21 protein-coding genes are annotated in these 26,052 nt (G+C 57.6%); 15 read left to right on the top strand and 6 right to left on the bottom strand.

Annotated features, from left to right (window positions below; genetic code table 11):
- Positions 1-37: 37 nt before the first annotated feature.
- The 4 genes from pflA to ycaO all read right to left on the bottom strand — a co-directional run bounded on the left by pflA (position 38) and on the right by ycaO (position 6,481).
- Entirely contained in the window at positions 38-778 is a 741-nt protein-coding gene (pflA, locus tag ACJ8HA_RS09245; RefSeq protein WP_016928325.1) for a pyruvate formate lyase 1-activating protein, read from the bottom strand.
- A 280-nt stretch (positions 779-1,058) separates the two neighbouring features.
- Complete coding sequence (pflB, locus tag ACJ8HA_RS09240; protein ID WP_025302272.1) at positions 1,059-3,341, bottom strand: formate C-acetyltransferase; 2,283 nt, start codon at positions 3,339-3,341, stop codon at positions 1,059-1,061.
- Between the two features lie 54 nt (positions 3,342-3,395).
- Entirely contained in the window at positions 3,396-4,256 is an 861-nt protein-coding gene (focA, locus tag ACJ8HA_RS09235) for a formate transporter FocA (RefSeq protein ID WP_019454548.1), read from the bottom strand.
- A gap of 461 nt (positions 4,257-4,717) precedes the next feature.
- A complete protein-coding gene (gene ycaO / locus ACJ8HA_RS09230) occupies positions 4,718-6,481 on the bottom strand; it encodes a 30S ribosomal protein S12 methylthiotransferase accessory factor YcaO (protein WP_043137692.1) in 1,764 nt (587 codons plus the stop codon).
- A gap of 148 nt (positions 6,482-6,629) precedes the next feature.
- Here ycaO and ansB point away from each other — a divergent pair, with 148 nt between their 5' ends.
- The 9 genes from ansB to lpxK all read left to right on the top strand — a co-directional run bounded on the left by ansB (position 6,630) and on the right by lpxK (position 18,933).
- Entirely contained in the window at positions 6,630-7,676 is a 1,047-nt protein-coding gene (gene ansB, locus ACJ8HA_RS09225; protein WP_089195719.1) for an L-asparaginase 2, read from the top strand.
- 302 nt (positions 7,677-7,978) lie between these two features.
- Entirely contained in the window at positions 7,979-9,064 is a 1,086-nt protein-coding gene (gene serC / locus ACJ8HA_RS09220) for a 3-phosphoserine/phosphohydroxythreonine transaminase (RefSeq protein ID WP_025302275.1), read from the top strand.
- Positions 9,065-9,178: 114 nt separating this feature from the next.
- Positions 9,179-10,465: a 3-phosphoshikimate 1-carboxyvinyltransferase gene (aroA, locus tag ACJ8HA_RS09215; RefSeq protein ID WP_043137680.1), complete on the top strand. Its 1,287-nt coding sequence runs from the start codon at positions 9,179-9,181 to the stop codon at positions 10,463-10,465.
- A 262-nt stretch (positions 10,466-10,727) separates the two neighbouring features.
- Positions 10,728-11,417 carry a (d)CMP kinase gene (gene cmk / locus ACJ8HA_RS09210; RefSeq protein ID WP_028127992.1) on the top strand — a complete coding sequence of 230 codons (690 nt, stop codon included), beginning with the start codon at positions 10,728-10,730 and terminating at the stop codon, positions 11,415-11,417.
- Positions 11,418-11,601: 184 nt separating this feature from the next.
- The gene (gene rpsA, locus ACJ8HA_RS09205) at positions 11,602-13,275 is read left to right on the top strand and encodes a 30S ribosomal protein S1 (protein ID WP_004928267.1); all 1,674 of its coding nucleotides are present in this window, start codon (positions 11,602-11,604) and stop codon (positions 13,273-13,275) included.
- Positions 13,276-13,337: 62 nt separating this feature from the next.
- Positions 13,338-13,622 carry an integration host factor subunit beta gene (ihfB, locus tag ACJ8HA_RS09200; RefSeq protein WP_004928264.1) on the top strand — a complete coding sequence of 95 codons (285 nt, stop codon included), beginning with the start codon at positions 13,338-13,340 and terminating at the stop codon, positions 13,620-13,622.
- A gap of 282 nt (positions 13,623-13,904) precedes the next feature.
- Positions 13,905-16,169: a ComEC family protein gene (locus ACJ8HA_RS09195; RefSeq protein WP_185958037.1), complete on the top strand. Its 2,265-nt coding sequence runs from the start codon at positions 13,905-13,907 to the stop codon at positions 16,167-16,169.
- Positions 16,170-16,204: 35 nt separating this feature from the next.
- Complete coding sequence (gene msbA / locus ACJ8HA_RS09190) at positions 16,205-17,953, top strand: lipid A ABC transporter ATP-binding protein/permease MsbA (RefSeq protein WP_197812767.1); 1,749 nt, start codon at positions 16,205-16,207, stop codon at positions 17,951-17,953.
- Positions 17,953-18,933: a tetraacyldisaccharide 4'-kinase gene (gene lpxK, locus ACJ8HA_RS09185; protein ID WP_197812766.1), complete on the top strand. Its 981-nt coding sequence runs from the start codon at positions 17,953-17,955 to the stop codon at positions 18,931-18,933. The genes msbA and lpxK overlap by 1 nt, the downstream gene beginning before the upstream one ends.
- Positions 18,934-18,935: 2 nt before the next feature.
- On the opposite strand, the gene hglS is transcribed toward lpxK, so the two are convergent.
- The gene (gene hglS / locus ACJ8HA_RS09180) at positions 18,936-20,342 is read right to left on the bottom strand and encodes a 2-oxoadipate dioxygenase/decarboxylase HglS (RefSeq protein WP_197812765.1); all 1,407 of its coding nucleotides are present in this window, start codon (positions 20,340-20,342) and stop codon (positions 18,936-18,938) included.
- 525 nt (positions 20,343-20,867) lie between these two features.
- Here hglS and cspE point away from each other — a divergent pair.
- The 6 genes from cspE (at position 20,868) to ACJ8HA_RS09150 (ending at position 25,133) form a co-directional block, all read left to right on the top strand.
- Entirely contained in the window at positions 20,868-21,077 is a 210-nt protein-coding gene (gene cspE / locus ACJ8HA_RS09175) for a transcription antiterminator/RNA stability regulator CspE (protein ID WP_442515303.1), read from the top strand.
- A 222-nt stretch (positions 21,078-21,299) separates the two neighbouring features.
- A complete protein-coding gene (locus tag ACJ8HA_RS09170) occupies positions 21,300-21,521 on the top strand; it encodes a cold-shock protein (protein ID WP_004928241.1) in 222 nt (73 codons plus the stop codon).
- Between the two features lie 113 nt (positions 21,522-21,634).
- Positions 21,635-22,861 (top strand): winged helix-turn-helix domain-containing protein, encoded by a 1,227-nt coding sequence (locus tag ACJ8HA_RS09165; RefSeq protein ID WP_049204253.1) that lies wholly within the window; start codon positions 21,635-21,637, stop codon positions 22,859-22,861.
- 296 nt (positions 22,862-23,157) lie between these two features.
- Entirely contained in the window at positions 23,158-23,340 is a 183-nt protein-coding gene (locus ACJ8HA_RS09160; protein WP_004928237.1) for a Trm112 family protein, read from the top strand.
- Positions 23,337-24,086 carry a 3-deoxy-manno-octulosonate cytidylyltransferase gene (gene kdsB, locus ACJ8HA_RS09155; RefSeq protein WP_025302283.1) on the top strand — a complete coding sequence of 250 codons (750 nt, stop codon included), beginning with the start codon at positions 23,337-23,339 and terminating at the stop codon, positions 24,084-24,086. Before ACJ8HA_RS09160 ends, kdsB begins: the two co-directional genes overlap by 4 nt.
- Positions 24,087-24,236: 150 nt before the next feature.
- Positions 24,237-25,133 (top strand): YcbJ family phosphotransferase, encoded by an 897-nt coding sequence (locus tag ACJ8HA_RS09150; RefSeq protein WP_025302284.1) that lies wholly within the window; start codon positions 24,237-24,239, stop codon positions 25,131-25,133.
- A 7-nt stretch (positions 25,134-25,140) separates the two neighbouring features.
- Here the strand turns inward: ACJ8HA_RS09150 and elyC are convergent, their stop codons facing one another.
- The gene (gene elyC, locus ACJ8HA_RS09145) at positions 25,141-25,914 is read right to left on the bottom strand and encodes an envelope biogenesis factor ElyC (protein ID WP_049295339.1); all 774 of its coding nucleotides are present in this window, start codon (positions 25,912-25,914) and stop codon (positions 25,141-25,143) included.
- Positions 25,915-26,052: the final 138 nt, after the last annotated feature.

Here is a 26,052-nt window from a genome sequence, read left to right as displayed (position 1 = left end):
CGGCCATGAGCCGGTTTTTTCTTTTGGCGTGCGCCAATCAGTAAATCACTTTGTGACCGTAGCTTTCCAGGATGCCTTTGACGCGATCCATGGTCTCGGCCTTCGGCGGATGTACGCCGTCCAGTTTGTACTCTTCCCCCATCGCTATCCATTTATGCTTGCCCAGTTCGTGGTAGGGCAGCAGCTCGATTTTCTCGATGTTGGTCATGTCCTTGGTGAACTCGCCCAGCAGGTGTGCCGATTTGTCATCATCTGACCAGCCCGGCACCACCACGTAACGGATCCAGGTGCGTTGGTTACGTTTCGCCAGGTAGCGGGCGAATTCCAACGTGCGGTGGTTGGATACGCCGACCAGATTCTGGTGGATATCGTCGTTCATCTGTTTCAGATCCAGCATCACCAGATCGGTGGTGTCCAGCAACTCGTCGATCACCGGATCGTAGCGGCGCACGAAGCCATTGGTGTCCAGGCAGGTATTGATGCCTTCGGCATGGCAGGCGCGGAACCAGTCGCGCACGAATTCAGCCTGCAGGATCGCCTCGCCGCCGGACGCGGTCACGCCGCCACCGGAAGCGTTCATGAAGTGGCGGTAGGCCACCGCGTCTTTCATCAGCTCTTCGACGGTCACTTCTTTGCCGCCGTGGGTGTCCCAGGTGTCGCGGTTATGGCAATAGAGGCAGCGCATCAGGCAGCCCTGGAAGAAGACGATAAAGCGGATCCCGGGCCCATCGACGGTGCCGCAGGATTCGAAGGAGTGGATGCGACCAGTTACTGACATTGCGGGGTTTTCTCCAATATTGACTGTCAAACGCAGTCTAAAAATAGGCGCGTGGCCGCCGGCCAGGTATCTGCGATGCAGCAGCGGGTGGAGCCGCCACCGGGGGTAATGATGCCTGTCGGCCGGTCAGTTGCCGGATAACTGTTTTGCCGGCTATCCATTCAGTATAGATGTCCGGCAAAACAGACTCGCACAGAGTCAGGGGAGAGCGGTGGAAGAAAAGGGCCGGCAGAACCGGCCCTGTCGTTGGCACCGGGCGGTTTCCCGCCCGGTTGGCGTATTACATCGTTTGAGTGAAGGTACGAGTAATGACGTCCTGCTGTTGCTCTTTGGTCAGCGAGTTGAAGCGCACGGCGTAACCGGAGACGCGGATGGTCAGCTGAGGGTATTTCTCAGGGTTTTCCATCGCGTCCAGCAGCATTTCACGGTTCATTACGTTGACGTTCAGGTGCTGACCGCCTTCGATGGAGGCTTCATGATGGAAGTAACCATCCATCAGGCCCGCCAGGTTGGCTTTCCGCACGTCGTCGTCTTTACCCAGCGCGTTAGGCACGATAGAGAAGGTGTAGGAGATCCCGTCTTTCGCGTAGGCAAACGGCAGTTTGGCTACCGAGGTCAGGGAGGCTACTGCGCCTTTCTGGTCACGGCCGTGCATCGGGTTGGCGCCTGGGCCGAACGGTGCACCGGCGCGGCGGCCATCCGGGGTGTTACCGGTTTTCTTACCGTATACCACGTTGGAGGTGATGGTCAGTACGGACTGAGTCGGTACCGCGTTGCGGTAGGTGCGCAGTTTCTGAATTTTCTTCATGAAACGTTCCACCAGGTCACAGGCGATGTCATCGACGCGGGCGTCGTTGTTACCGAACTGTGGATACTCGCCTTCCACTTTAAAGTCGATAGCCAGGCCGTCTTCGTCGCGAATGGTGGTGACTTTCGCGTACTTGATGGCGGACAGGGAGTCGGCCGCAACGGACAGACCGGCGATGCCGCAAGCCATGGTGCGATAAACGTCACGGTCATGCAGCGCCATCAGCGCAGCTTCGTAGCTGTACTTGTCGTGCATGTAGTGAATGATGTTCAGCGCGGTCACGTACTGCTTGGCCAGCCAATCCATAAAGTGGTCCATGCGGGCCATGACTTTGTCATAGTCCAGCACTTCGTCCATCATCGGCGCTTCTTTCGGGCCGACCTGCATTTTCAGTTTCTCGTCAACGCCGCCGTTGATGGCGTAAAGCATGGTTTTCGCCAGGTTGGCGCGGGCGCCGAAGAACTGCATTTGCTTACCGACGATCATCGGGCTGACGCAACAGGCGATGGCGTAGTCATCGTTGTTGAAGTCAGGACGCATCAGGTCGTCGTTTTCGTACTGTACGGAAGAGGTGTCGATGGACACTTTCGCCGCGAATTTCTTGAAGTTCAGCGGCAGCTTCTCAGACCACAGGATGGTCATGTTCGGCTCCGGAGACGGCCCCATGGTGTACAGGGTGTTCAGGAAGCGGAAGCTGTTTTTGGTGACCAGGGTACGGCCGTCGACGCCCATGCCGGCCAGGGATTCAGTCGCCCAGATTGGGTCGCCGGAGAACAGCTCATCGTACTCAGGAGTACGCAGGAAGCGCACCATACGCAGTTTCATCACCAGGTGGTCGATCAGTTCCTGCGCTTGCTCTTCGGTCAGTTTGCCCGCCTTGATGTCGCGCTCGATGAACACGTCGAGGAAGGTGGACACGCGGCCGAAGGACATGGCGGCGCCGTTCTGGGATTTCACCGCGGCCAGGTAGCCGAAGTAGGTCCACTGTACCGCTTGTTGCGCGTTAGTGGCCGGGCCGGAAATGTCGTAACCGTATTTGGCGGCCATCTCTTTGATCTGAGCCAGAGCGCGGTGCTGTTCAGCGATCTCTTCGCGCAGCTGGATGGTCATTTCCAGATCTTCGCCGTTTTCCAGTTTTTCCTGCAGCGATTTGAACTGGTTCAGTTTGTCGGCCATCAGGAAGTCGATACCGTACAGCGCCACGCGGCGGTAGTCGCCGATGATGCGGCCGCGGCCGTAGGCATCTGGCAGACCGGTCAGCACGCCGGATTTACGGCAATTCAGGATGTCTTTGGTGTAAACGTCGAATACGCCCTGGTTGTGGGTTTTACGGTATTCGGTGAACACTTTTTTCAGCTGCGGATCCAGTTCGCGGCCGTACACTTTGCACGAACCTTCGACCATTTTGATGCCGCCGAACGGGATCAGCGCGCGTTTCAGAGGCGCGTCGGTCTGCAGACCTACGATGGTTTCCAGCTCTTTGGCGATGTAACCCGCGTCGTGAGAAGTGATGGTTGCAGCAACGTTGGTGTCGAAATCAACCGGCGCGTGAGTGCGGTTTTCCAGTTTGATCCCTTCCATAACCTTGTCCCACAAGGTGGTGGTGGCTTGAGTTGCGCCAGCCAGGAAGGATTCGTCACCTTCATAAGGCGTGTAGTTTTTCTGGATGAAGTCACGAACGTTGACTTCATTCTGCCAGTCACCCTTGCTGAAACCTTCCCAAGCGTTGGCTAATTTCTCGTTAAGTTCGGTCATTGTACACCTACCTTTGATTGTGGATTTCTAACTCTGCACGCGGTAACTCACAGCTTAGTGCTGTTCGCGACCCCCGCGCAGATAAATTACCCAGTAAGTCAACCCAACCAACAGGCCGCCGCCGATGATGTTGCCGATGGTGACCGGAATCAGGTTGTCGATGATGAAGTTGCTTACTGTCAGATGAGCGAATTGCTCAGGTACCGCCCCTACGGCTTGCCAGAACTCCGGCGTGGCGAAGTGTTTGACCACGATGCCCATAGGGATCATAAACATGTTGGCGATGCTGTGTTCGAAGCCGCTGGCGACAAACATACCGACCGGCAGCACCATGGCGAGCATCTTGTCGGTCAGGGTGCGGCCGGAGTAGCTCATCCAGACCGCCAGGCAGACCATAAGGTTAGCCAGAATGCCGAGGCAGACGGCTTCGATAAAGGTGTGATGCAGCTTGTGGTCTGCGGTTTGCAGAACATTCAGGCCCCACTGGCCGTTGGCGACCATATACTCGCCGGAGAACCAGATCAGCGCCACGAAGAACAGCGCGCCGACCAGGTTGCCAAGATAAACGTTCAGCCAGTTGGCACCCAGTTGGCCCCAGCTGATGCGGCCGCTGGCCTTGGCGATGACGATAAGTACGGTAGAGGTGAACAGGTCGGCGCCCGATACCACCACCAGCATTAACCCGAGAGAGAAGCAGATGCCGCCGACCAGTTTCGCCAGCCCGAAAGGCACGCCGGCGGTGCCGGTGGTCGCCGTGATGTAGAAAACGAAGGCGATGGAAATGAAGACACCGGCGGTGATCGCCAAATAAAACGTTTTCAGCGGATGTTTGGTGGCTTTATACACGCCGGCATCTTCAGCGATTTTCGCCGTTGCCGCAGGTAAAATCAGATCGAATGGGCTGTCAGTTTTCAAACTAACTCTCGCTCTTAAGGGTTAAAACAACGCAATGAGATACTAGCAAAGCAGTATAGGGGAAAATTTGATTTGGATCATAAGGCGGGGAAGTAGAGCGCCAAAATGACGTGTTTTTTGTGTGGTTTTTATGGTTAATTTATTGATTTTTAAATGAAAACATTTTTTTAATGTTTGCAATTTTTTTTGAATTCACCGGGTGGACGGCGTGGAGTAAAGTTAAATTTTTAGGCGTTTTGTCGCCGTGCAGCGCTGAAAGTTTAATTGTCGGTTAATTATTATTTCACCGTCCGATAACAATTGGCGGTTTATTTATTTTTATGGTCGTTTAACCGCCTACTTCCCGGCGAAAAAATAAAACCGAATGCGTTGAAATAAACCGCAAAAATGAAAACGCCGCAACGGAGTGCGGCGTTTGGTAACTGGGGTACTCTCAAAGTGGCAGTATCCCCTGATGATGCTTAGGCCTTGGCCCAGTGGCGGCGTTTGGCCGCCTGCAGCTTCTCGTAGGCCGCCAGCAGCGCCTGATGGGCCGGCAGCGCCTTTAGATCGGCATCGACGGCGAACAGCCCGTTGAAGCGCTCTTCACCGCTGATGGCGGCCGAGGCCGCGTCCACCGCTTCCTGGCCGTACATTTTCACGAACGCGGTGTAGTATTGCGCCGCTTCGCGCTCAGGCTCCTGCGCCAGCAGCAGCAGCGTTTGCAGGCAACGGTAGTAGTTGCTGCGCGCCGGGCTCAGCACCGAGGCGTTGAAGTCCTGCGTCCATTCGGTCCAAATCAGCGCCTGATCCAGATCGCCGCCCGCCAGCGCCAGCATCGACTTCAGCTCGCCCACGCGCAGGGTATGCCAGGCGTTGTCTTTGCCGCTGGCAATACCCAGCAGTTCGCGTACGCGAGTGAAATCGTCCAGCCCTTCATCGTCCAACTGCTCGATCAGCGCCAGGTATTCTTCCGGCTCCCACTCGCTGCCCGGCAGCGCCAGCAGCGTATCGCGCAGGTGCGCGCCCATGCTGTTGTTGGCCAGCAGCAGGTCTTCTGCCGGGTAGATATCGGACATGCCCGGCACGATGATGCGGCAAGCGTAGACGCCCAGGTGCTCGTAGTCGGCGATGTACACTTCCGCGTCTTCTTTGTCGAAGATGCTCATCAGGGTGGCGAACTCTTCCTGCGTGCTGCCGCTGAAGCTCCAGTCAACGAACGGATAGTCCGCATCCTGCTTGAACAGATCCCAGGAGATCAGGCCGCTGGAGTCGATGAAGTGCGTTTCCAGGTTGGTGTGTTCCGCCACTTCTTCGTCATCGAAGGTCGGTGCGGTGAACACGTCGAGATCTTTCAGGCTGCGGCCCTGCAGCAGCTCGGTTACCGTGCGCTCCAGCGCCACGCCGAAGTCCGGGTGCGCGCCGAACGAGGCGAAGCAGGTGCCGTTGGTCGGGTTGAACAGCACCACGCAGATTACCGGGTAGTTGCCGCCCAGCGAGGCATCATAGGAGAGGATCGGGAAACCTTCCTCTTCCAGTTTGGCGATGGCTTCCACCACGCCCGGATAGCGATTCAGCACTTCGTCCGGGATCGCCGGCAGGCTGATGGATTCGGCGATGATGCGGTTTTTCACATAGCGCTCGAACACTTCCGACAGGCCCTGCACCCGCGCTTCGTTGGCGGTGTTGCCGGCGGACATGCCGTTGGAAACATACAGGTTGCCGATGATATTCATCGGGATGTACACGGTTTGCTGGTCGGACTGACGGGTAAACGGCAGCGCACACACGCCGCGATCGGCGTTACCGGATTGCAGATCGACAAGATCGCTGGCGCTCAGCTCTTGTTGCGGATCGTAGAAGGCGTGCAGACGCTCGTCGAGGATGCCGGCCGGTAGCGTATCGTCCGCCGGGATCGGGAACCATTTCTCATTCGGGTAGTGCACGAAGTCGCCTTCGGCGATCTGCTTGCCCAGATAGAAATCGGCGAAGAAGTAGTTGGTGGACAGGCGCTCGAAATATTCACCCAGCGCGGAGGCCAGCGCGGCTTTTTTGCTGGCGCCTTTGCCGTTGGTGAAGCACAGCGGGCAATCGCGATCGCGAATGTGCACCGACCACACGTGCGGCACTGGATTCAGCCAGGAGGCTTCTTCGATGTTGAAACCGAGGTCGCTCAGTTTCTGCTGGAAACGGGCGATGGAGTCTTCCAGAGCGGCGTCTTTACCGGGGATAAAAGTTTGCGTCATTGTCTTCACTTTTTGCGCGTACTAAAAACGCGCAATGATACGGGGTTTTACGCTGGAGCTCCACGTATTCCTAAAGCGGTGGCAAAGTCACAGTTTTTTTAAGGATAAAGGCCATAATTCAGCGAGTTATCTGTCACGGAGAAATCTAATGAAATCAGTGAAACTCAGCGTGTTAATCCTCTTGTTGACCGGCGTCAGCGCCTCGGCGCTGGCGCTGCCCAACATCACCCTGCTGGCGACCGGCGGCACCATCGCCGGTGGCGGCGATTCGGCGACGAAATCTAACTATACCGCGGGCAAGCTGGGTGTCGAGGCGCTGGTCGATGCGGTGCCGGCGCTGAAAGATATCGCCAACGTGCAGGGGGAGCAGGTGGTGAACATCGGCTCGCAGGACATGAACGATCAGGTCTGGCTGACGCTGGTGAAGAAAATTGACGCCGACTGCGGCAAAACCGACGGCTTCGTCATCACCCACGGCACCGATACGCTGGAAGAGACGGCCTATTTCCTCGATCTGACGGTGAAGTGCGACAAGCCGGTGGTGCTTGTCGGGGCGATGCGGCCGGCGACGGCGATGAGCGCCGATGGCCCGTTCAACCTGTATAATGCGGTGGTGACGGCGGCAGATCCGCAATCGGCCAACCGCGGGGTGCTGGTGGCGATGAACGACACCGTGCTGGACGCGCGCGACGTCACCAAGACCAATACCACCGCCGTGCAGACCTTCCAGTCGCCGAACTTCGGCCCGCTCGGGTATATCCACAACGGCAAGGTCGATTACCAGCGCTCACCGCAGCGCAAGCATACCCGTGATACGCCGTTCGACGTCAGCAAGCTGAACGAACTGCCGAAGGTCGGCATCGTCTACAACTACGCCAACGCCTCCGATGCGCCGGTCAAGGCGCTGATCGCCGAAGGGTACCAGGGCATCGTCAGCGCCGGGGTCGGCAACGGCAACCTGTATAAAACGGTGTTCGACACACTGGCGACGGCGGCACACAACGGCGTGGCGGTGGTGCGTTCTTCGCGCGTACCGACCGGCGCCACTACCGAAGATGCGGAAGTGGACGACGCCAAGTACGGCTTCGTGGCCGCCGGCACGCTGAATCCGCAAAAAGCGCGCATTTTGCTGCAGCTCGCGCTGACGCAAGCCAAAGGCGCGAAGCAAATCCAGCAGATGTTCAATCAGTACTGATCGTTTTCTCTCCTGCGGGGGCCGACCGGGTTCCCGCAGCCATCTCGGCTGAATACAGCATAAAGCACCGCGTTAACCCGCTGAATTTCCCCATGTCGCAGGGTTTTATCGTCCAAACAATCGCGATGGCCGCAGAGCCTGTCATCACCCGGCGCGACCGTTTGCCGCCGGCGGGCGAATAAGCGTTGCAGCCATGGGGCGTGAGTGATAAAACCGATGGGTTGGTTAACGCGAGCGTTAACTTCGGGCATCTTTTCGACAGGTCGCTTTTCTGCGGCGAACAGTGAATGTGGTGAGGGGAAATGACTCAGGTTTATAATTTTAGCTCTGGCCCGGCGATGCTGCCGGTGGAAGTGTTGCGTCGTGCGGAACAGGAACTGTGCAACTGGCACGGCCTGGGCACGTCAGTGATGGAAATCAGTCACCGCAGCAAAGAATTCATCGCCGTTGCCGAGCAGGCGGAACAGGATCTGCGCGATCTGCTGAAAGTCCCCTCCAACTATAAGGTGCTGTTTTGCCACGGCGGCGCCCGCGCACAATTTGCCGCGCTGCCGCTGAACCTGCTGGGCGACAAGGTCACCGCTGACTATATCGACGGCGGCTATTGGGCGCACAGCGCCATCAAGGAAGCAGAAAAGTATTGCACCCCGAACGTCATCGACGTGAAAACCCGCATCGACGGCCTGAGCGGCATCAAGCCGATGAAAGAGTGGCAACTCAGCGCCGACGCGGCCTATGTGCACTATTGCCCGAATGAGACCATCGACGGCGTGGCCATCGATGAAACGCCGGACTTCGGCGACAAAGTGGTGATCGGCGATTACTCCTCGACCATCCTGTCCCGCCCGCTCGACGTCAGCCGCTTCGGCGTGATTTACGCCGGCGCGCAGAAAAATATCGGCCCGGCCGGCCTGACGCTGGTGATAGTGCGTGACGATCTGCTGGGCAAGGCGCGCAAAGAAGTGCCGTCGATCCTCGACTACACCGTGCTGGCCGAGAACGATTCGATGTTCAACACCCCGCCGACCTTCGCCTGGTACCTGTCCGGGCTGGTGTTCAAATGGCTGAAAGAGCAGGGCGGCCTGGTGGAGATGCAAAAACGCAATCAGGCCAAGGCCGAGCTGCTGTACGCGACCATCGATAAATCCGACTTCTACCGCAGCCAGGTGGCCATCGCCAACCGCTCGTGGATGAACGTGCCGTTCCAACTGGCCGATGCGGCGCTGGACAAAGTGTTCCTCAGCGAAGCCGAGGCCATCGGCCTGCAGGCGCTGAAAGGCCACCGGGTAGTTGGCGGCATGCGCGCTTCTATTTACAATGCGATGCCGCTGGCCGGCGTGCAGGCGCTGACCGACTTCATGGCCGACTTCGAACGTCGTCACGGTTGATTCCGTCAGCCCGCCAGGCGCGGGCTGCCTCAGGCTGTTGTCCTTTTGCATTAAAGCGGCTCCGGCATTATTCCGGAGCCGTTTCGTTTATCAGAATTGGAGAGTTTTGTTCACATGGTGGATTCCCTGACGTTACAACCGGTCGCCCTGGTCAATGGCACCGTCAACTTACCCGGCTCGAAGAGCGTTTCTAACCGCGCTCTGCTGCTGGCGGCGCTGGCGAAAGGCACGACCCGGCTGACTAACCTGCTGGACAGCGACGACGTGCGTCATATGCTGAACGCGTTGCAGGCGTTGGGTGTGAACTATCAACTTTCCGCCGATCGTACCGTGTGCGAAGTGACCGGCGTGGCCGGGCCGCTGGTGGCCGGCCAGCCGCTGGAACTGTTCCTCGGCAACGCCGGTACGGCGATGCGCCCATTGGCGGCGGCGCTGTGCCTCGGCGAAGGCGACGTGGTGTTGACCGGTGAACCGCGCATGAAAGAGCGCCCGATCGGCCATCTGGTGGACGCGTTGCGCCAGGGCGGGGCGCAGATTGATTATCTCGAGCAGACCGATTACCCGCCGATTCGCCTGCGCGGCGGCTTCCTGGGCGGCGACGTCACCGTTGACGGCAGCGTCTCCAGCCAGTTCCTGACCGCGTTGCTGATGACCGCGCCGCTGGCGCCGCAGGATACGCAGATCCACATCAAGGGCGAGTTGGTTTCCAAGCCGTACATCGACATCACGCTGCATCTGATGCGTACCTTCGGTGTATCGGTGAGCCACGACAACTACCGGGTGTTCCATATCCAGGGGCGCCAGACGTATATCGCGCCGGGCGATTATCTGGTTGAGGGCGACGCTTCTTCCGCCTCCTACTTCCTGGCGGCGGCGGCGATCAAAGGCGGCACCGTGCGCGTGACCGGCATCGGCCGCAAAAGCGTGCAGGGCGACACCAAGTTCGCCGATGTGCTGGAGAAAATGGGCGCGCGCATCACCTGGGGCGACGATTTCATCGAGTGCAGCCGCGGTGAACTGCACGGCATCGACATGGACATGAACCACATTCCGGACGCGGCGATGACTATCGCCACCGCGGCGTTGTTCGCCGAGGGGCCGACCACCATCCGCAATATCTACAACTGGCGGGTGAAGGAGACCGACCGTCTGGCGGCGATGGCCACCGAGCTGCGTAAAGTGGGGGCGGAAGTGGACGAGGGCGAAGACTACATTCACGTCGTGCCGCCGGCCAAACTGCAGTTTGCCGAGATCGGTACCTACAACGATCACCGCATGGCGATGTGCTTCTCGCTGGTGGCGCTGTCGGATACCCCGGTCACCATTCTCGATCCGAAATGCACCGCGAAAACCTTCCCGGATTATTTCGAGCAGTTGGCGCGCATCAGCCAGCCGGCGTAGTAACCCGTCAAATCGTTTATTTTAAGGCCCCTTTGTGGGCCTTTATCGTTTTTAACCTTCGGCGACCGGCGTTTCTTCTATACTTTTTCGCGGTTGTGCGCTTATTTTCAACAACCGGACAGTTCCAGGGTAACAGATTGCCGTAGGGCAGCGTATAATACGCCACCGTATTTGCCCCTGATTGGGCAGGTGGCAGAGCGCACGGGCTTCGAGTCGAAGCGCGCCGTGTCTCTGTGAGGTTTTCTACCTGAAGGAGAGAGAAATGACGGCTACAGCCCCGGTGATAACCGTTGATGGACCAAGTGGCGCAGGCAAAGGCACGCTGTGTAAAGCGTTGGCCGAGTCCCTTGGTTGGCGTTTGCTGGATTCCGGCGCGATCTATCGCGTGCTGGCGCTGGCGGCGTTGCATCATCAGGTGGATATCACTTCTGAGGAAGCGCTGGTTCCGCTGGCCGCACATCTCGACGTTCGCTTCGTTGCCCAGGACGGCAAGCTGCAGGTGATTTTGGAAGGTGAGGACGTCAGCAATGAGATCCGCACCGAAACCGTCGGCAACACCGCGTCGCAAGCGGCGGCGTTTCCTCGCGTGCGCGAGGCGTTGCTGCGCCGCCAGCGCGCATTCCGCGAAGCGCCCGGCCTGATTGCCGACGGTCGCGATATGGGCACGGTGGTGTTCCCGGACGCGCCGGTCAAGATTTTCCTCGACGCCAGCTCGGAGGAGCGCGCACACCGCCGCATGCTGCAGTTGCAGGAAAAGGGCTTTAATGTTAACTTTGAACGTCTTTTAGCCGAGATAAAGGAACGGGACGACCGTGACCGTAATCGGCCTATCGCGCCTCTGGTGCCTGCTTCTGACGCCCTCGTGCTGGATTCTACCAGCATGTCGATCGAAGAAGTGATCCAGCAGGCGTTGACGTATGCACAGAAAGTGTTGGCGTTGCCGCAGCAATAAGCGCGGCGGCGCTATTGGCTTTTTGTCATATTTGTCATAGCGGTATCGCAATATATCGGGTAAAATTTTACCCCTGTAACCTTAAACCCTGTCGGCATGGAGCCAATGGCGGGGTATGTGAAACAACCCCATTCGGCGGGACGCTAAATGGACGTTAAACTAAAGAACCCTGAAGATTAACAACATGACTGAATCTTTCGCTCAACTCTTTGAAGAATCCTTAAAAGAAATCGAAACCCGCCCGGGTTCCATCGTTCGTGGCGTCGTTGTTGCTATCGACAAAGATATCGTACTGGTTGACGCCGGTCTGAAATCTGAGTCTGCCATCCCGGCTGAGCAATTCAAAAACGCCCAGGGCGAGCTGGAAATCCAGGTTGGTGACGAAGTTGACGTTGCTCTGGATGCTGTTGAAGACGGCTTCGGTGAAACCCTGCTGTCCCGTGAGAAAGCTAAGCGTCACGAAGCTTGGATCACGCTGGAAAAAGCCTACGAAGAAGCTGAGACTGTAACCGGTGTTATCAACGGCAAAGTGAAGGGTGGCTTCACCGTCGAGCTGAACGGCATCCGCGCGTTCCTGCCAGGTTCCCTGGTTGACGTGCGTCCGGTACGTGACACTCTGCACCTGGAAGGCAAAGAGCTTGAGTTCAAAGTCATCAAGCTGGATCAGAAGCGCAACAACGTTGTCGTTTCTCGCCGTGCGGTTATCGAATCCGAGAACAGCGCTGAGCGCGATCAACTGCTGGAAAACCTGCAGGAAGGCATGGAAGTCAAAGGTATCGTTAAGAACCTCACTGACTACGGTGCATTCGTTGATCTGGGCGGCGTAGACGGCCTGCTGCACATCACTGACATGGCTTGGAAACGCGTTAAGCACCCAAGCGAAATCGTCAACGTTGGCGATGAAATCACTGTTAAAGTGCTGAAGTTCGACCGCGAGCGTACTCGTGTATCCCTGGGCCTGAAACAACTGGGCGAAGATCCATGGGTTGCTATCGCGAAACGTTACCCAGAAGGCACCAAGCTGACTGGTCGTGTAACCAACCTGACTGATTACGGCTGCTTCGTAGAAATCGAAGAAGGCGTTGAAGGTCTGGTACACGTTTCTGAAATGGATTGGACCAACAAAAACATCCATCCGTCCAAAGTTGTTAACGTGGGCGACGTAGTGGAAGTGATGGTTCTGGACATCGATGAAGAACGTCGTCGTATCTCCCTGGGCCTGAAGCAGTGCAAATCCAACCCATGGCAGCAGTTCGCAGAGACCCACAACAAGGGCGACCGCGTTGAAGGTAAAATCAAGTCTATCACTGACTTCGGTATCTTCATCGGCCTGGACGGCGGCATCGACGGCCTGGTTCACCTGTCTGACATCTCCTGGAACGTTGCAGGCGAAGAAGCAGTACGTGAATACAAGAAAGGCGACGAAATCGCTGCGGTTGTTCTGCAAGTTGACGCAGAGCGCGAGCGTATCTCCCTGGGCGTGAAGCAGCTGGCTGAAGACCCGTTCAATAACTACCTGTCTATGAACAAGAAAGGTGCTATTGTTACTGGTAAAGTCACTGCAGTTGACGCCAAAGGTGCTACAGTTGAATTGGCAGGCGGCGTAGAAGGTTACCTGCGTGCATCTGAAGCCTCTCGCGACCGCATTGAAGATGCAACTCTGGTTCTGAACGTAGGTGACGAAGTTGAAGCTAAATTCACCGGCGTTGACCGTAAGAACCGCGTTGTAAGCCTGTCCGTACGTGCTAAGGACGAAGCTGACGAGAAAGACGCCATCGCAACTGTTAACAACAAACAGGAAGAAGGCAACTTCTCTAACGCAATGGCTGAAGCTTTCAAAGCGGCTAAAGGCGAGTAATGACGGGGGGCGGTTTCTGACCGCCCCGATACGGTAGTTTAGCTGCAAAGCTTGGAGGTACTATGACCAAGTCTGAACTTATTGAAAGACTTGCTGGCCAGCAATCTCATATTCCGGCGAAGGCCGTTGAGGATGCAGTGAAAGAGATGCTTGAGCACATGGCCGCTACGCTGGCCGAGGGCGAACGCATTGAGATCCGCGGATTCGGCAGTTTTTCTCTTCACTACCGTGCCCCGCGTGTAGGTCGCAACCCGAAAACCGGTGACAAAGTTGAGCTGGACGGCAAGTACGTTCCTCACTTCAAACCAGGTAAAGAGTTGCGTGACCGCGCCAATATCTATGGCTAGTCGCTGACTGCTCATAGCGTTGTTGCTTGAAAAGAATATAAAACGGTGCCTTTAAGGCGCCGTTTTTTTTCGCCTGCGGTTCTCCCTGCTCCGCTTAGGAATTGCGCACCGCGCCGCATTTACGATGTGGCTCCTGCATAGATCTCTCTTATCCTGCCATGTTCACCGCATCTTCATTAAAGCCCGCTGGCGGTGACATGTCGGCTGAATGATCCTGCTTGCTTGCCATGACGCGCTTTTGCTCATGGCGGAGCCGATGGGAGAAGAGCGATCAAAATTTCGCTGGATCTGGCGATATTCGCCGTTATCTGCGGCATCCTGCCGCTGCTGGTTTTACCGCAGTTGCCTGAGCAATGGCAGCTGTGGCCGATGCTGCTTGTTGCCGGTTTACTGCTGCGCATCCGTTGGCCGTTTTGCCGTTATTTGGCCTGCCTGGGATTGGGGTTCGCGTGGGCGGTTTTCAACGCCGGAAGCCTGATTGGGCAAGTGGAGCGCTTAAGTCGCGGGCCGGATGTGACGGCGGTGGTGCAGGTTAGCAGCATCGCGCTGAAGCCCGCCGCCAGTAAACAGGCGCTGATGCGCATCGAGCGGATAGATGGTCATTGGTTGGTACCTGCATTGACGTTTACCACGCTATGGGCCCCTGAGCAGCAGCGCCTGTGCGCCGGGCAGCGTTGGCAATTGAAACTGCGTTTGCGGCCGGTGCATGGCAAACTCAATGAAGGCGGCTTCGACAGCCAACGTTGGGCGATCGCGCAGCGCCAGCCGTTAACTGGCCAGGTCAGGCAGGCTCGTTTGCTGGATGGCGATTGCGGCCTACGCCAGCGCATAATCAGCCATGCGGAAACCAATATCGGCGAGCTGCGTTACAAGGCAGTATTGCTGGCGTTAGCATTTGGGGAGCGAACCGCACTGGAGCAGGCTTTACGCATGCTGATGTTGAAAACCGGCATCGCGCACTTGATGGCAATCTCAGGGTTGCATGTGGCGATGGTCGCCATCTTGTTCTGGGTTACATTGCGTGCGCTGCAGCTTTTTCTTCCTTCTCATCTAATTGGCTATCGCTTTCCGCTGGTCGCGGGCTGGGTGGCGACGCTGATCTATGTCTGGTTGGTAGGCGCCCAGCCGCCGGCGGTGCGCACCGCGTTGGCGATGACGCTGTGGATGCTGCTGCGCTTGCGCGGCGTCCATTGTTCTTCTTGGCAAGTGTGGCTGTGGTGTGTCGGGCTTATTTTACTGTGCGATCCGCTGGCGGTCTTGTCAGACAGTTTCTGGCTGTCGGTACTGGCGGTGGGGTGCCTGATTTTTTGGTTCGAATGGGCACCGCTCGGCGAGCGATTCCGATCGGCCTGGTATTGGGCACCGGTGCGTTGGCTGCATATTCAGCTCGGTATGACGTTGCTGCTGGTGCCGATGCAGGCCGCGCTGTTTCTGGGCCTGACGCTGACCTCGCTGCCGGCCAATTTGTGGGCGGTACCGATTGTCTCATTGGTAACGGTGCCGCTGATTTTGCTGGCGGTGATGTTCGGTTTCTTCCCTTCGTTAAGCTACGGACTATGGTGGCTGGCGGACTTCACGCTGCAGTGGGTATTTGTACCTCTGAATTACCTGCAACGTGGTTGGGTGGATTTGGGGGCGGCTTCGCTGTTGGCCAGCGCGGCGGGATGGCTCATCGTCGTCTGTTGGCGCTTTCATTGGTGGTGGCGTTATGCGTCGGGACTGGCGACGATAGCGATATGCTGCGTGCTGTGGCGGGAAAAAGAACCGACTTACCGCTGGCGAGTCGATATGCTTGATGTCGGGCACGGTTTGGCGGTGGTCATTGAACAAAACGGTAAGGGAGTACTGTATGATACCGGCGATCGTTGGCCGGGTGGCAGTGCCGCCGAGCGGCATATTTTGCCAATGCTGAACTGGCGGGGTATTGAACTGGAACAGATCATTATCAGCCATGACCACCTCGATCATACCGGTGGGGCACCTGCTGTGCGGCGGATGTTTCCACAGGCTACGGTGCGCAGCCCGATGCGCGGGGAGGGGCACTTGCCCTGCGTCGCCGGTGAGCGCTGGCGCTGGCAGGCGTTGCAATTCGAGGTGCTGTGGCCGCCGAAAACGCGTAAAAAGCCGGGCAATGACGACTCTTGCGTGATCCGTATTGACGACGGGAAATACAGTCTGTTGCTCACCGGCGATGCGGAAAAAAAAGCGGAGGCGCAGCTGCTCCGGTTACGGCGCGATCGCTTGGCGGCTACGGTGTTGCAGGTGGGGCACCATGGCAGCAGAACCTCCTCCACGCCGCCGTTTCTGCGCGCGATCAATCCTCAGGCGGCATTGGCGTCAGCATCTCGTTACAACAAATGGCGTTTGCCGGCGCGCAAAGTGGTCGCCAGATACCGGGCAAATGGCATTATATGGCGCGATACGACGCGCTCCGGCCAGTTATCGGTACTTTTTTTCGACAATGATTGGCAAATTAAAGGCTTTCGCGAACAATTAATGCCCCGTTGGTACCATCAGCGGTTTGGCGTAGAGGGTGATAATGAGTAAAATAGGCCGCTATTTCTTCCGATGCTGGTATTTGCATGATGAATGATAAAGATCTCTCGACCTGGCAGACATTCCGTCGACTCTGGCCGATGATCACTCCTTTTAAGACCGGGCTGATTGTGGCCGCCATTGCGTTGATTATGAACGCAGCGGGGGACACGCTGATGCTGTCTCTGCTTAAACCGCTATTGGACGATGGGTTTGGAAAAACCGACAGCAGCGTGCTGGTGTGGATGCCGTTGGCCGTCATCGCGCTGATGTTGATGCGCGGCGTAACCAGCTTTGTTTCAAGCTACTGCATTTCCTGGGTTTCCGGCATGGTGGTGATGCAGATGCGTCGCCGCCTGTTTGGTCACATGATGAGGATGCCGGTGGCCTTCTTCGATCAACAGTCCACCGGGACTTTGCTGTCGCGCATTACCTATGATTCCGAGCAGGTAGCTTCCTCCTCGTCCAGCGCGCTGGTGACCGTGGTGCGTGAAGGGGCTTCGATCATTGGCCTGTTCATCATGATGTTCTACTACAGCTGGCAGCTGTCGGTGATCCTGATCGTGCTGGCGCCGATCGTCTCCATCGCTATTCGCCTGGTCTCCAAGCGTTTCCGCAACATCAGCAAGAACATGCAGAACACGATGGGGCAGGTGACCACCAGCGCCGAACAGATGCTGAAAGGCCATAAAGAAGTGCTGATCTTCGGTGGCCAGCAGGTGGAAACCGAGCGCTTTAACTCGGTCAGCAACCGCATGCGTCAACAGGGCATGAAACTGGTTTCCGCGTCTTCGATTTCCGATCCGATCATTCAGCTGATCGCTTCGCTGGCGCTGGCGTTCGTGCTGTTTGCCGCCAGCTTCCCAAGCGTGATGGCAACCCTGACCGCCGGTACCATTACCGTGGTGTTCTCATCGATGATCGCGCTGATGCGCCCGCTGAAGTCGCTGACCAACGTCAATGCCCAGTTCCAACGCGGGATGGCGGCATGCCAGACGCTGTTCTCCATTTTGGATATGGAACAGGAAAAAGACACCGGCACCCGCGAAGTGAAGCGTGCGAAAGGCGATATCGAATTCCGCAACGTCACTTTCTACTACCCATCCAAGGAAACGCCGGCGCTGCGTGATATCAACCTGAAAATCGCCGAAGGCAAGACCGTCGCCTTGGTGGGCCGTTCCGGTTCGGGTAAATCCACCATCGCCAACCTGTTGACGCGTTTCTACGATATCCAAGAAGGCGAAATCCTGATGGATGGCCACGATTTGCGCGAATATACCCTGGCCTCGCTGCGCAATCAGGTAGCGCTGGTCTCGCAAAACGTGCACCTGTTCAACGACACCATCGCCAACAACATTGCCTATGCACGCGAGAGTGAATACAGCCGCGGGCAGATTGAGAAAGCGGCCGAAATGGCGTACGCAATGGACTTCATCAACAAGATGGAGAACGGCCTGGATACGGTGATCGGTGAGAACGGCGTGATGCTGTCCGGTGGCCAACGCCAGCGTATCGCCATCGCGCGCGCGCTGCTGCGTGACTGCCCGATCCTGATCCTGGATGAGGCGACCTCTGCGCTGGATACCGAGTCCGAGCGGGCCATTCAGGCTGCGCTGGACGAGTTGCAGAAAGACCGTACTTCATTAGTGATCGCGCACCGCCTGTCGACGATTGAGAAGGCGGATGAGATCCTGGTGGTGGAAGATGGTCGCATCGTCGAACGCGGCGAACACACCGAGTTGCTTGAGCGGCAGGGCGCCTATGCGCAGCTGCACCGTATGCAGTTTGGTCAATAATGATTGAGCGCATCTGGTCCGGCGGTTCGTTGCTTTATCTGGCGCTATTGCCACTCTCGTGGCTGTATGGCCTGCTCAGTTGGCTGATCCGCCTCAGTTACCGCTGCGGCCTGCGTAAAAGTTGGCGTTCGCCGGTGCCGGTGGTGGTGGTGGGTAATCTCACCGCCGGCGGCAACGGCAAAACGCCGATGGTGATCTGGCTGGTGGAACACCTGCAGCAGCGGGGCTACCGCGTTGGGGTGGTGTCGCGCGGCTACGGCGGCAAGTCGGCGGTCTATCCTCTGGTGCTGGGTCAGAATACATCGACCCGCGAGGCGGGGGATGAGCCGGTGCTGATTTATCAGCGTACCGGGGCGCCCGTGGCGATCGCGCCCAAGCGCGCCGAGGCGGTGCAGGCTCTGCTGCAACAACAGCCGCTGGATGTGATCATCACCGACGACGGCTTGCAGCACTATGCTTTACAGCGTGACTTCGAGCTGGTGGTCATCGACGGTGTGCGTCGGTTCGGTAACGGCTGGTGGTTGCCGGCCGGGCCGATGCGCGAGCGCGCTGCGCGGCTTGGCAGCGTCGATGCGCGTGTCGCCAATGGCGGCATGGCGCAGGCCGGAGAAATTGCTATGCGTCTGCAGGCGCGTGACGCAGTGAACCTGCTGAGCGGTGAACGTCGTCCGGCGGCCGAGCTGCCGCGCGTGGTGGCGATGGCGGGTATCGGCCATCCGCCGCGTTTCTTCGCGACGTTGGAAAAGCTGAACGTCGAGGTGGTGCAGGAAGTGGCGTTTGCCGATCATCAGGAATATCAGCAGGCGCAGCTGGCGGCGTTGGTTAATGCAGAGCAAACGCTGCTGATGACGGAGAAGGACGCGGTGAAATGCCGCGCCTTTGCCCAGCCTAATTGGTGGTATTTACCGGTTGATGCGGTGCTACCTTCCGCTCAGGCTGAGCAACTGCTGCAGGATATCGAGTCTCTACTGGCTAAGTAACCTCAGGACGCCAGCGTGACAAGCCCCAGGGCTTGCGCGCAGGCTTCCAGCGAACGCTGCTGGGTTTGTTGATACAGCGCCAGCTCGTCGATCACCTCACTGCCCAACGCGTGTTCAAACGCTGCCCGGCTGGAAGCGGCGTTGTACTGCGCGTGGCGGCTGTCCCCCAGATTCGACTGGAAAATCCCCGCCGCGCTGACCGGCAGAAAATCTTCATACACCAGTGGCTGGAAGCGAACGTGTTCTTTCTCGATCAGTTGCTCCAGGGTGCTGTGCTTATCCAGCGATTCTTTGGCCGCCAGGCCGCATTCGGTCGGGAAATAGCGGAACCAGGCCAGCTGTTGCTCGCGCAGCGTGGCGTAATCATCCGGAAATGCCCGGAAGTTTTCTTCCAGCAGCTGATAATAGCGTTCGGCATTTTTCTCGCTCGGCGGCGCCTGCAGCGCATCGTTGGTGGCCTTCAGCAGACGGTCGTAGAGTTCTCTTCCTTTCGTCGTCAGCGCCACGCCGCGCTGTTCGATCTCGCCGAACCGCGCGGTGTGGTGACCGGCGATGGCGTGGCCGTCGCGCTCAACGAAATCGACGCGTTCTTCTAACGCCTTGAAGCTGGTCTGGCGCAGCAGGATCGCGCGACGGCGGCGCGGCGGGCCCTCGATGACCGCTTTGGGCGTAATACCGCGGGCGGGCATCGCCTGTTGAACGCGATCGATATCCAGCGTGCGCGGTGTCAGATGATTGATATGCGGCCCTTTAAACGCCACCACGTCGGCGATCAGGCGATGCTGATCGTGTAGCTGCCGGTATTCTTCTGCGCTGACCGTCGCCTGGTTGTGCCAGCGGAAGGTTTCCAGCGCTTGTTCGACAAATTCTTGCGCCTGTACTTCATTTAGCCCGCCTTGCGCTTCCTGCAACGCGATCAGTTCCAACGCGCGATCGGTAAAGATACGGCGGCGCGCCAGCAAGCGTTCGGCCAGCTCACGCAGCGCGGGATCTTCTATCAGCTCCAGGCGAAGCAAGGAGGTAAATACGCGGAACGGACTGACCTGCAGCGCGTCTTCGTGTACGGCGCGAAAGGCGGTCGAGTGCACGGGAACGCCCGCCACAGACAGATCATAGTAACCGACCGGCGCCATGCCCATCACCCGGAACAGACGGCGCAGGGTGGCCAGTTCGCCAGCAGTGCCGACCCGGATCGCGCCGTGGCGCTCCATCGCGAGGCGTTCGATCTCGCCGGTGATTTGCAGTTGATGAGCCAGTGCGGCATCTTCGCGCAGAACCTGTCGGTTGGTTTCCGCCACCAGCTCCAGCAGATCGCCGTACAGCGGTACCTCCTTTTGGTACATGTCCGACATCGCGTGAGAGAATCTGGCGCGGATTTCATTAGGTGAAACGAACTGCTGGGCGGTCATGCGCATAGCTCCTTGATTCAGCATAATCTGAAAAATCGTGTTTTTAGCGGCAAAAGTGCTGGCGAAAAAGCCGTCTGCCTTGTTTTCCCCTCAAGTTTAGCCATCTGATTTGGGATTTGTTATAGACGTGGCAAGCATATTAGAGTTTTATGCGTTAGCTCTCATTTGTAGCGCACGGACGGGCAAACGATGCCCCGGTGAGGAGAAGAACGCGGTGGATCGGCCGCGGCGAGCGTTAAATTAAGTCATGTATATTCATGGGGATAAAAATAAATTCGGCGTATTTATGAATTAAAGGCAATAAACCTCTTGTGTATTCATCATTTTTATGAGTAAATGCAAGCCGGCCTGTAATCCAGACCTATTTATGTTCGAGTTTAGAGTTAAGCAGTTCCTCCAAAAACGTTATCATCCGATTCCGCTTCAAAGACGAACCTTCTAAGTACCTCCCATAAGTAATGTTTCTGACATGGCCACAATTGCCTCTTATGGCAGGTTTTGTAAATATATTTAAAGGTAAAAGTAATGTCTAAGAAGACGGGTCAAGTTAAGTGGTTCAACGAAAGCAAAGGTTTTGGTTTCATTGAGCAGCACGACGGCGGCAAAGATGTATTCGTACACTTCTCCGCTATTATGACCGACGGTTTCAAGACCCTGGCTCAAGGCCAGCGCGTCGAGTACACCATCCAGGACAGCCCGCGCGGGCCGGCTGCCGCTAACGTAGTTGCTCTGTAAGAAGACAGGGAACGCGTATAAGAGATCTTAATACAACCATGGTGATGCCTCAGCGCTGAATCATGCGGAAGATATTAAGTTCAACAAGCCCGCCTTCGTGCGGGTTTTTTAATTTTTTGCTCACGAGAGGTTTGTTACGAAAAACTTTAGGATGGGCTGGTAGCGTCCAGACAATATAAAAAATGACGTTGTCAAGGATGCTCAAGTAAAAGGATATAAGTTATGTTTAAAAATACTGTGTTAAAAATGGGCCGTGTGAAATGGTTTAATCAGGCCGAAGGCTATGGTTTTATTTCACCGGTAGATGGCAGCGACGAAATCTATGTCAATCGCAACGCTATCGCCAACACCAAAAATAAGTCGTTGAACGAAGGTCAGAACGTTGAGTTCTCGATCTATCGCAGCTCGCATGGGCTGTCCGCGGCAGACGTTATCGCGTTCTGATCGCACCCACCTTCCTCGCCAGTGCCGGTGTCGCCACCCGCAAGCACTGGCGAAGATAAATCCCGCGATATCCACTATTATCAGGCCATTGCCTACTCGCCACGGATATCAGGATGACCATCCCGACCCTTTCCCTTACCGCCGCTCGCGCGCTGCACCTTGCCGCCCAGGGGCTGCTTTCTCCGCTTAAACGCCAGGCTCGGCCCGATGACGTCTTGAGTGCGATCCAGCGCATGGGGCTATTACAAATCGATACCATTAGCGTCGTTGCTCGCAGCCCGTATCTGGTGCTGTTCAGCCGTTTGGGAGCCTATCAGCCGGAGTGGCTTGAGCAGGCGCTTGCCGGCCGCAAGCTGTTCGAGTATTGGGCGCATGAGGCCTGTTTCCTGCCGATCGAAGATTTTGGCCTGCTGCGCCACCGCATGCTGGCGCCGCATGATATGGGCTGGAAATACTCCGCCGCCTGGGTGCAGCAGCACCAGGCCGCGATGGACAACCTGCTGCGGCACATCGAACAACAGGGGCCGGTGCGCTCCGCCGATTTCAGCGCCGAGAAGAAGGGCAACAGCGGGTGGTGGGACTGGAAACCGGAGAAACGTCATCTGGAAATCCTGTTTACCGCCGGCAAGCTGATGGTGGCCGAACGTCGCAACTTCCACCGGGTTTACGATCTGACCGAAAGGCTGCTGCCGGCCTGGGACGATGCGCGCCATACGCTGCCTGTGGAGCAGGCGCGCCGGCAGATGCTGTGCCGCACCTGCCGCTATCTGGGCATTTTCCGCGCCGAGTGGTTGGCGGATTACTATCGGCTGAAGCGCGTGGCGCCAAAAGCCTTGCTGGCAGCGCTGCAGGAACAGGGCGAGATTACGCCGGTGCAGGTAGAGGGGCTGGAAGGACAATTCTATGTGCATGAATCACTGGCGGAATTGCTGCCGCTGGCGGAGCAGGGCAAACTCAAATCGACGGTCACCAGCCTGCTTTCGCCTTTTGATCCGGTGGTGTGGGATCGCCGTCGGGCGCTCGAGCTGTTCAACTTTGACTATCGGCTAGAGTGTTACACGCCGAAAGAAAAACGTCGCTATGGCTACTTCACCTTGCCGGTGCTGCATCGTGGCGAGCTGGTGGGGCGGATTGACGCCAAGGCGCACCGTCGCCAGGGCATCTTCGAGATCATCAGTTTCCATGCGGAGCCGCAGGTGCGCTTCGGCAAACAGCGAACGCAAGATATCCGACAGGCCATCGCGCGCACGGCCAAATGGCACGGTGCACAACGCGTCGCGCTGGGCGACATTCCGGCGGTGTTGGCCGCTGAATGGGGTGCCGGCTGGGAAGTGGGATAACGAGCGACGCCGTCGGTGGGGTAAAACGAAGTTAAGCGTCGCTCGTTACAAAGGGGCTCAGTGGCTGAAGTTAGCGAACAGAGCGATGATTTTATGCAGACGTTTGATCACGTATTACTACCTTTTTGTGATTTGTATCACAAAATTCTACGCCGGGATGCGCCGCAGTTCAAGCTGTTGCGCCGGCGCGGTGAGGAAATATCGGCGGGTTGGTGCCGCCGATGATTAACCTGAGGCCGGGCGTTATGCTATCCTCACTGCCTTTCCCAGATGACCAATCCCCTTGCGGAGGATGCATGGACCACCGTTTACTCGAAATCGTTGCCTGCCCGGTATGCAACGGCAAACTCTATTTCAATAAAGAAAACCAGGAGCTGGTGTGCAAAGCGGACGGGTTGGCTTACCCGCTGCGCGACGGCATCCCGGTGCTGTTGGAAAATGAAGCGCGTGCGCTGTCGCTGGACGAGAAGCACGCATGAGTTTTATCGCTATTATTCCCGCCCGCTACGCCTCAACCCGTTTGCCGGGCAAACCGCTGGCCGATATTCACGGTAAGCCGATGGTGGTGCACGTGATGGAGCGTGCCCGTGAGTCCGGCGCCAGCCGCGTCATCGTGGCGACCGATCACCTTGAGGTCGCCAAAGCGGTGGAAGCCGCCGGCGGCGAAGTGTGCATGACCAGCCCGGATCACCATTCCGGCACCGAGCGTCTGGCGGAAGTGATCGCGCACTACGGCTTTGCCGACGACCAGATCATCGTTAACGTGCAGGGCGACGAACCGCTGATCCCACCGGTGATCGTGCGTCAGGTCGCAGAGAATCTGGCGGGCAGCCAGGCCGGCATGGCGACGTTGGCAGTGCCGATCGAGAGCGCGGAAGAGGCTTTCAACCCCAACGCGGTGAAGGTCGTAATGGACGCACAGGGCTACGCACTCTATTTCTCACGCGCCACCATTCCGTGGGATCGCGAACGTTTCGCTGCGTCGAAAGAGAGCATCGGCGACAGCCTGCTGCGTCACATCGGCATCTATGCGTACCGTGCCGGTTTCGTGCGCCGCTACGTCAGCTGGGCGCCGAGCCAACTGGAACAGATCGAGCTGTTGGAACAGCTGCGCGTGCTGTGGTACGGTGAAAAAATCCACGTGGCGGTCGCGAAAGCGATCCCGAGCGTGGGGGTCGATACGCCGGAAGATCTCCAGCGCGTGCGCGACAGCATTCAACCCTGAGCCTGATTTCGTCGGCGCGGCGCGCAACGCGCCGACGATGTAATACCTCCCATATTGATCCCCGTTTTGTTGATCTGCGTTGAAGAATTTTTCCGCTCACCGTTCGATGATGTTACGCATCCCCCCATATTAGCCTGAGGTGAATGCCTTATGGAGCAGTTACGCGCAGAACTGAGCATTGTGCTGGGTGAGTCCATCAGCCGGCTGGAGCGGGTGAGCGAGCAGCCTTATGCGCATATGTATTCGCTGTACGATCGGCAGGGCAACGCCATCCCGCTGATGGCGAAAAGTTTTATCTGTCAGGGTATTGCCCAACAGGAGGCGTATAAGTTGTCGATGTTGGCGCGCGACGGGGATATTCGCCTGCCGACGGTGTACGGCGTAGTGTGCACCCACCAGGCGCCGTATACGGAAATCCTGCTGATCGAACGCCTGCGCGGCGTGTCGGCCGAAGCGCCAACGCGTTCGCCGGATCGCTGGAACATGTTGATGGAGCAGATCGTCGACGGGGTATTGGCCTGGCACCGCATCGACAGTCACGGCAGCGTCGGCAGCGTTGACAGCACGCAGGAGAACGACTGGTTTTGTTGGTATCAACAGCGGGTTGAAGTGCTGTGGGCGACGGTGGTCAATCTCACTACCCCGCAGCTGACCATGGCGGATCGGCGTTTGCTGTATCGCACGCGCGAAGCGCTGACTCATTTCTTCGTCGGCTTCGACGATCCCTGCGTCCTGGTGCACGGCAACCTGTCGCTGCGCAGTATGCTGAAAGATCCCAAAAGCGATCAACTGCTGGCGATGCTCAATCCCGGTGTGGTGCTGTGGGCGCCGCGCGAATACGATCTTTTCCGCCTTTGCGAGCCGGGCATGCCCAGCCAACTGCTGTTCAGCTATCTGCAGCGGGCGCCGGTCGCCGACGCTTTCCTTGCGCGGCGCTGGCTATACGTGGTGTGGGAAGCGGTAGGGCGTTTGATCCATACCGGCAAGCTGGAGCGGCGGCCGTTCGACTATGCGTCGCAACAGCTGCTGCCCTGGCTGGCCGGTTGAACGGGTTTTACTCGGCGCCGGCGCTATCCGCGCCTTTCAGCCACTGCCACAGGCTGCCCAGCGTTTCATACCAGGCACGTTCGGTATGGCCGAGGAACATCGACGACGGTGTGGCGCGATCCCAGATATTCAGCGGCGAGTCGATCGCCAACTGGTTGGCCGGTGCTGGGATCGGGTGCAGGCCTTTAGCCTTGAAGAAACGCATGGCACGCGGCAGATGGTTGGAGGAGGTCACCAGAATGAACGGTTGCTCGCCGACCAACTTGGCGACCTGAGCGGCTTCTTCCTCGGTATCGCGCGGTTCCCTCAAAATCACCATATCGCTGCGCGGCACGCCCAGGCTTTCGGCTACCAGCGCCGCCGTGGCGGCGTTGCTTTGCATGCGTCCGGCGGACGCGCCGGTAAACACCATCCTGGCGCCGGGATGCGCAAGGTAGAGCCGCACGCCTTCCGTCACGCGCGGCAGACTGTTGCCGAGCAGGTTCGAGCTAGGTGCCCAGTCGGGATTGTAGGTATAGCCCCCGCCCAACACCACGATGTAGCTGACCGGATCGTTGCCGCGATAAGTCTGGTATTCGGCTTCGATCGGCCGCAGCAGTCGGTCGGCCACCGGTTGCAGGCTGAAAAGCAGTAAAAACAGCCAGCTCAGCGTGAAAATCGTCTTACCGCTTTTTTGCCAACGGGTGAACCACAGCAGTAACAGCGCCAGCCCCATCAGCAGCATCAACAGCGGTAGCGGCATCAGCAGGGCGCCAAAGAACTTTTTCAGGTTGAACAGCATCGAAAATCAGATCCTTTTGGGTGAAAAAGCGGCATCCAGGCATAAACAGGCCGCGAGAAGATACATTCTAAGCCAGTCTGTGCCAAAATAGCAGGTTTGAATGGGCGTGCGCTTTGCCGCCGCAAGAATGAGATCAGC

It is taken from the genome of Serratia sp. CY33802 (assembly GCF_052169095.1).
GTDB lineage: Bacteria > Pseudomonadota > Gammaproteobacteria > Enterobacterales > Enterobacteriaceae > Serratia > Serratia bockelmannii.
The sequence above is the reverse complement of the archived record's forward strand: the minus strand, read 5'-3'. Positions and strand labels throughout refer to the sequence as shown.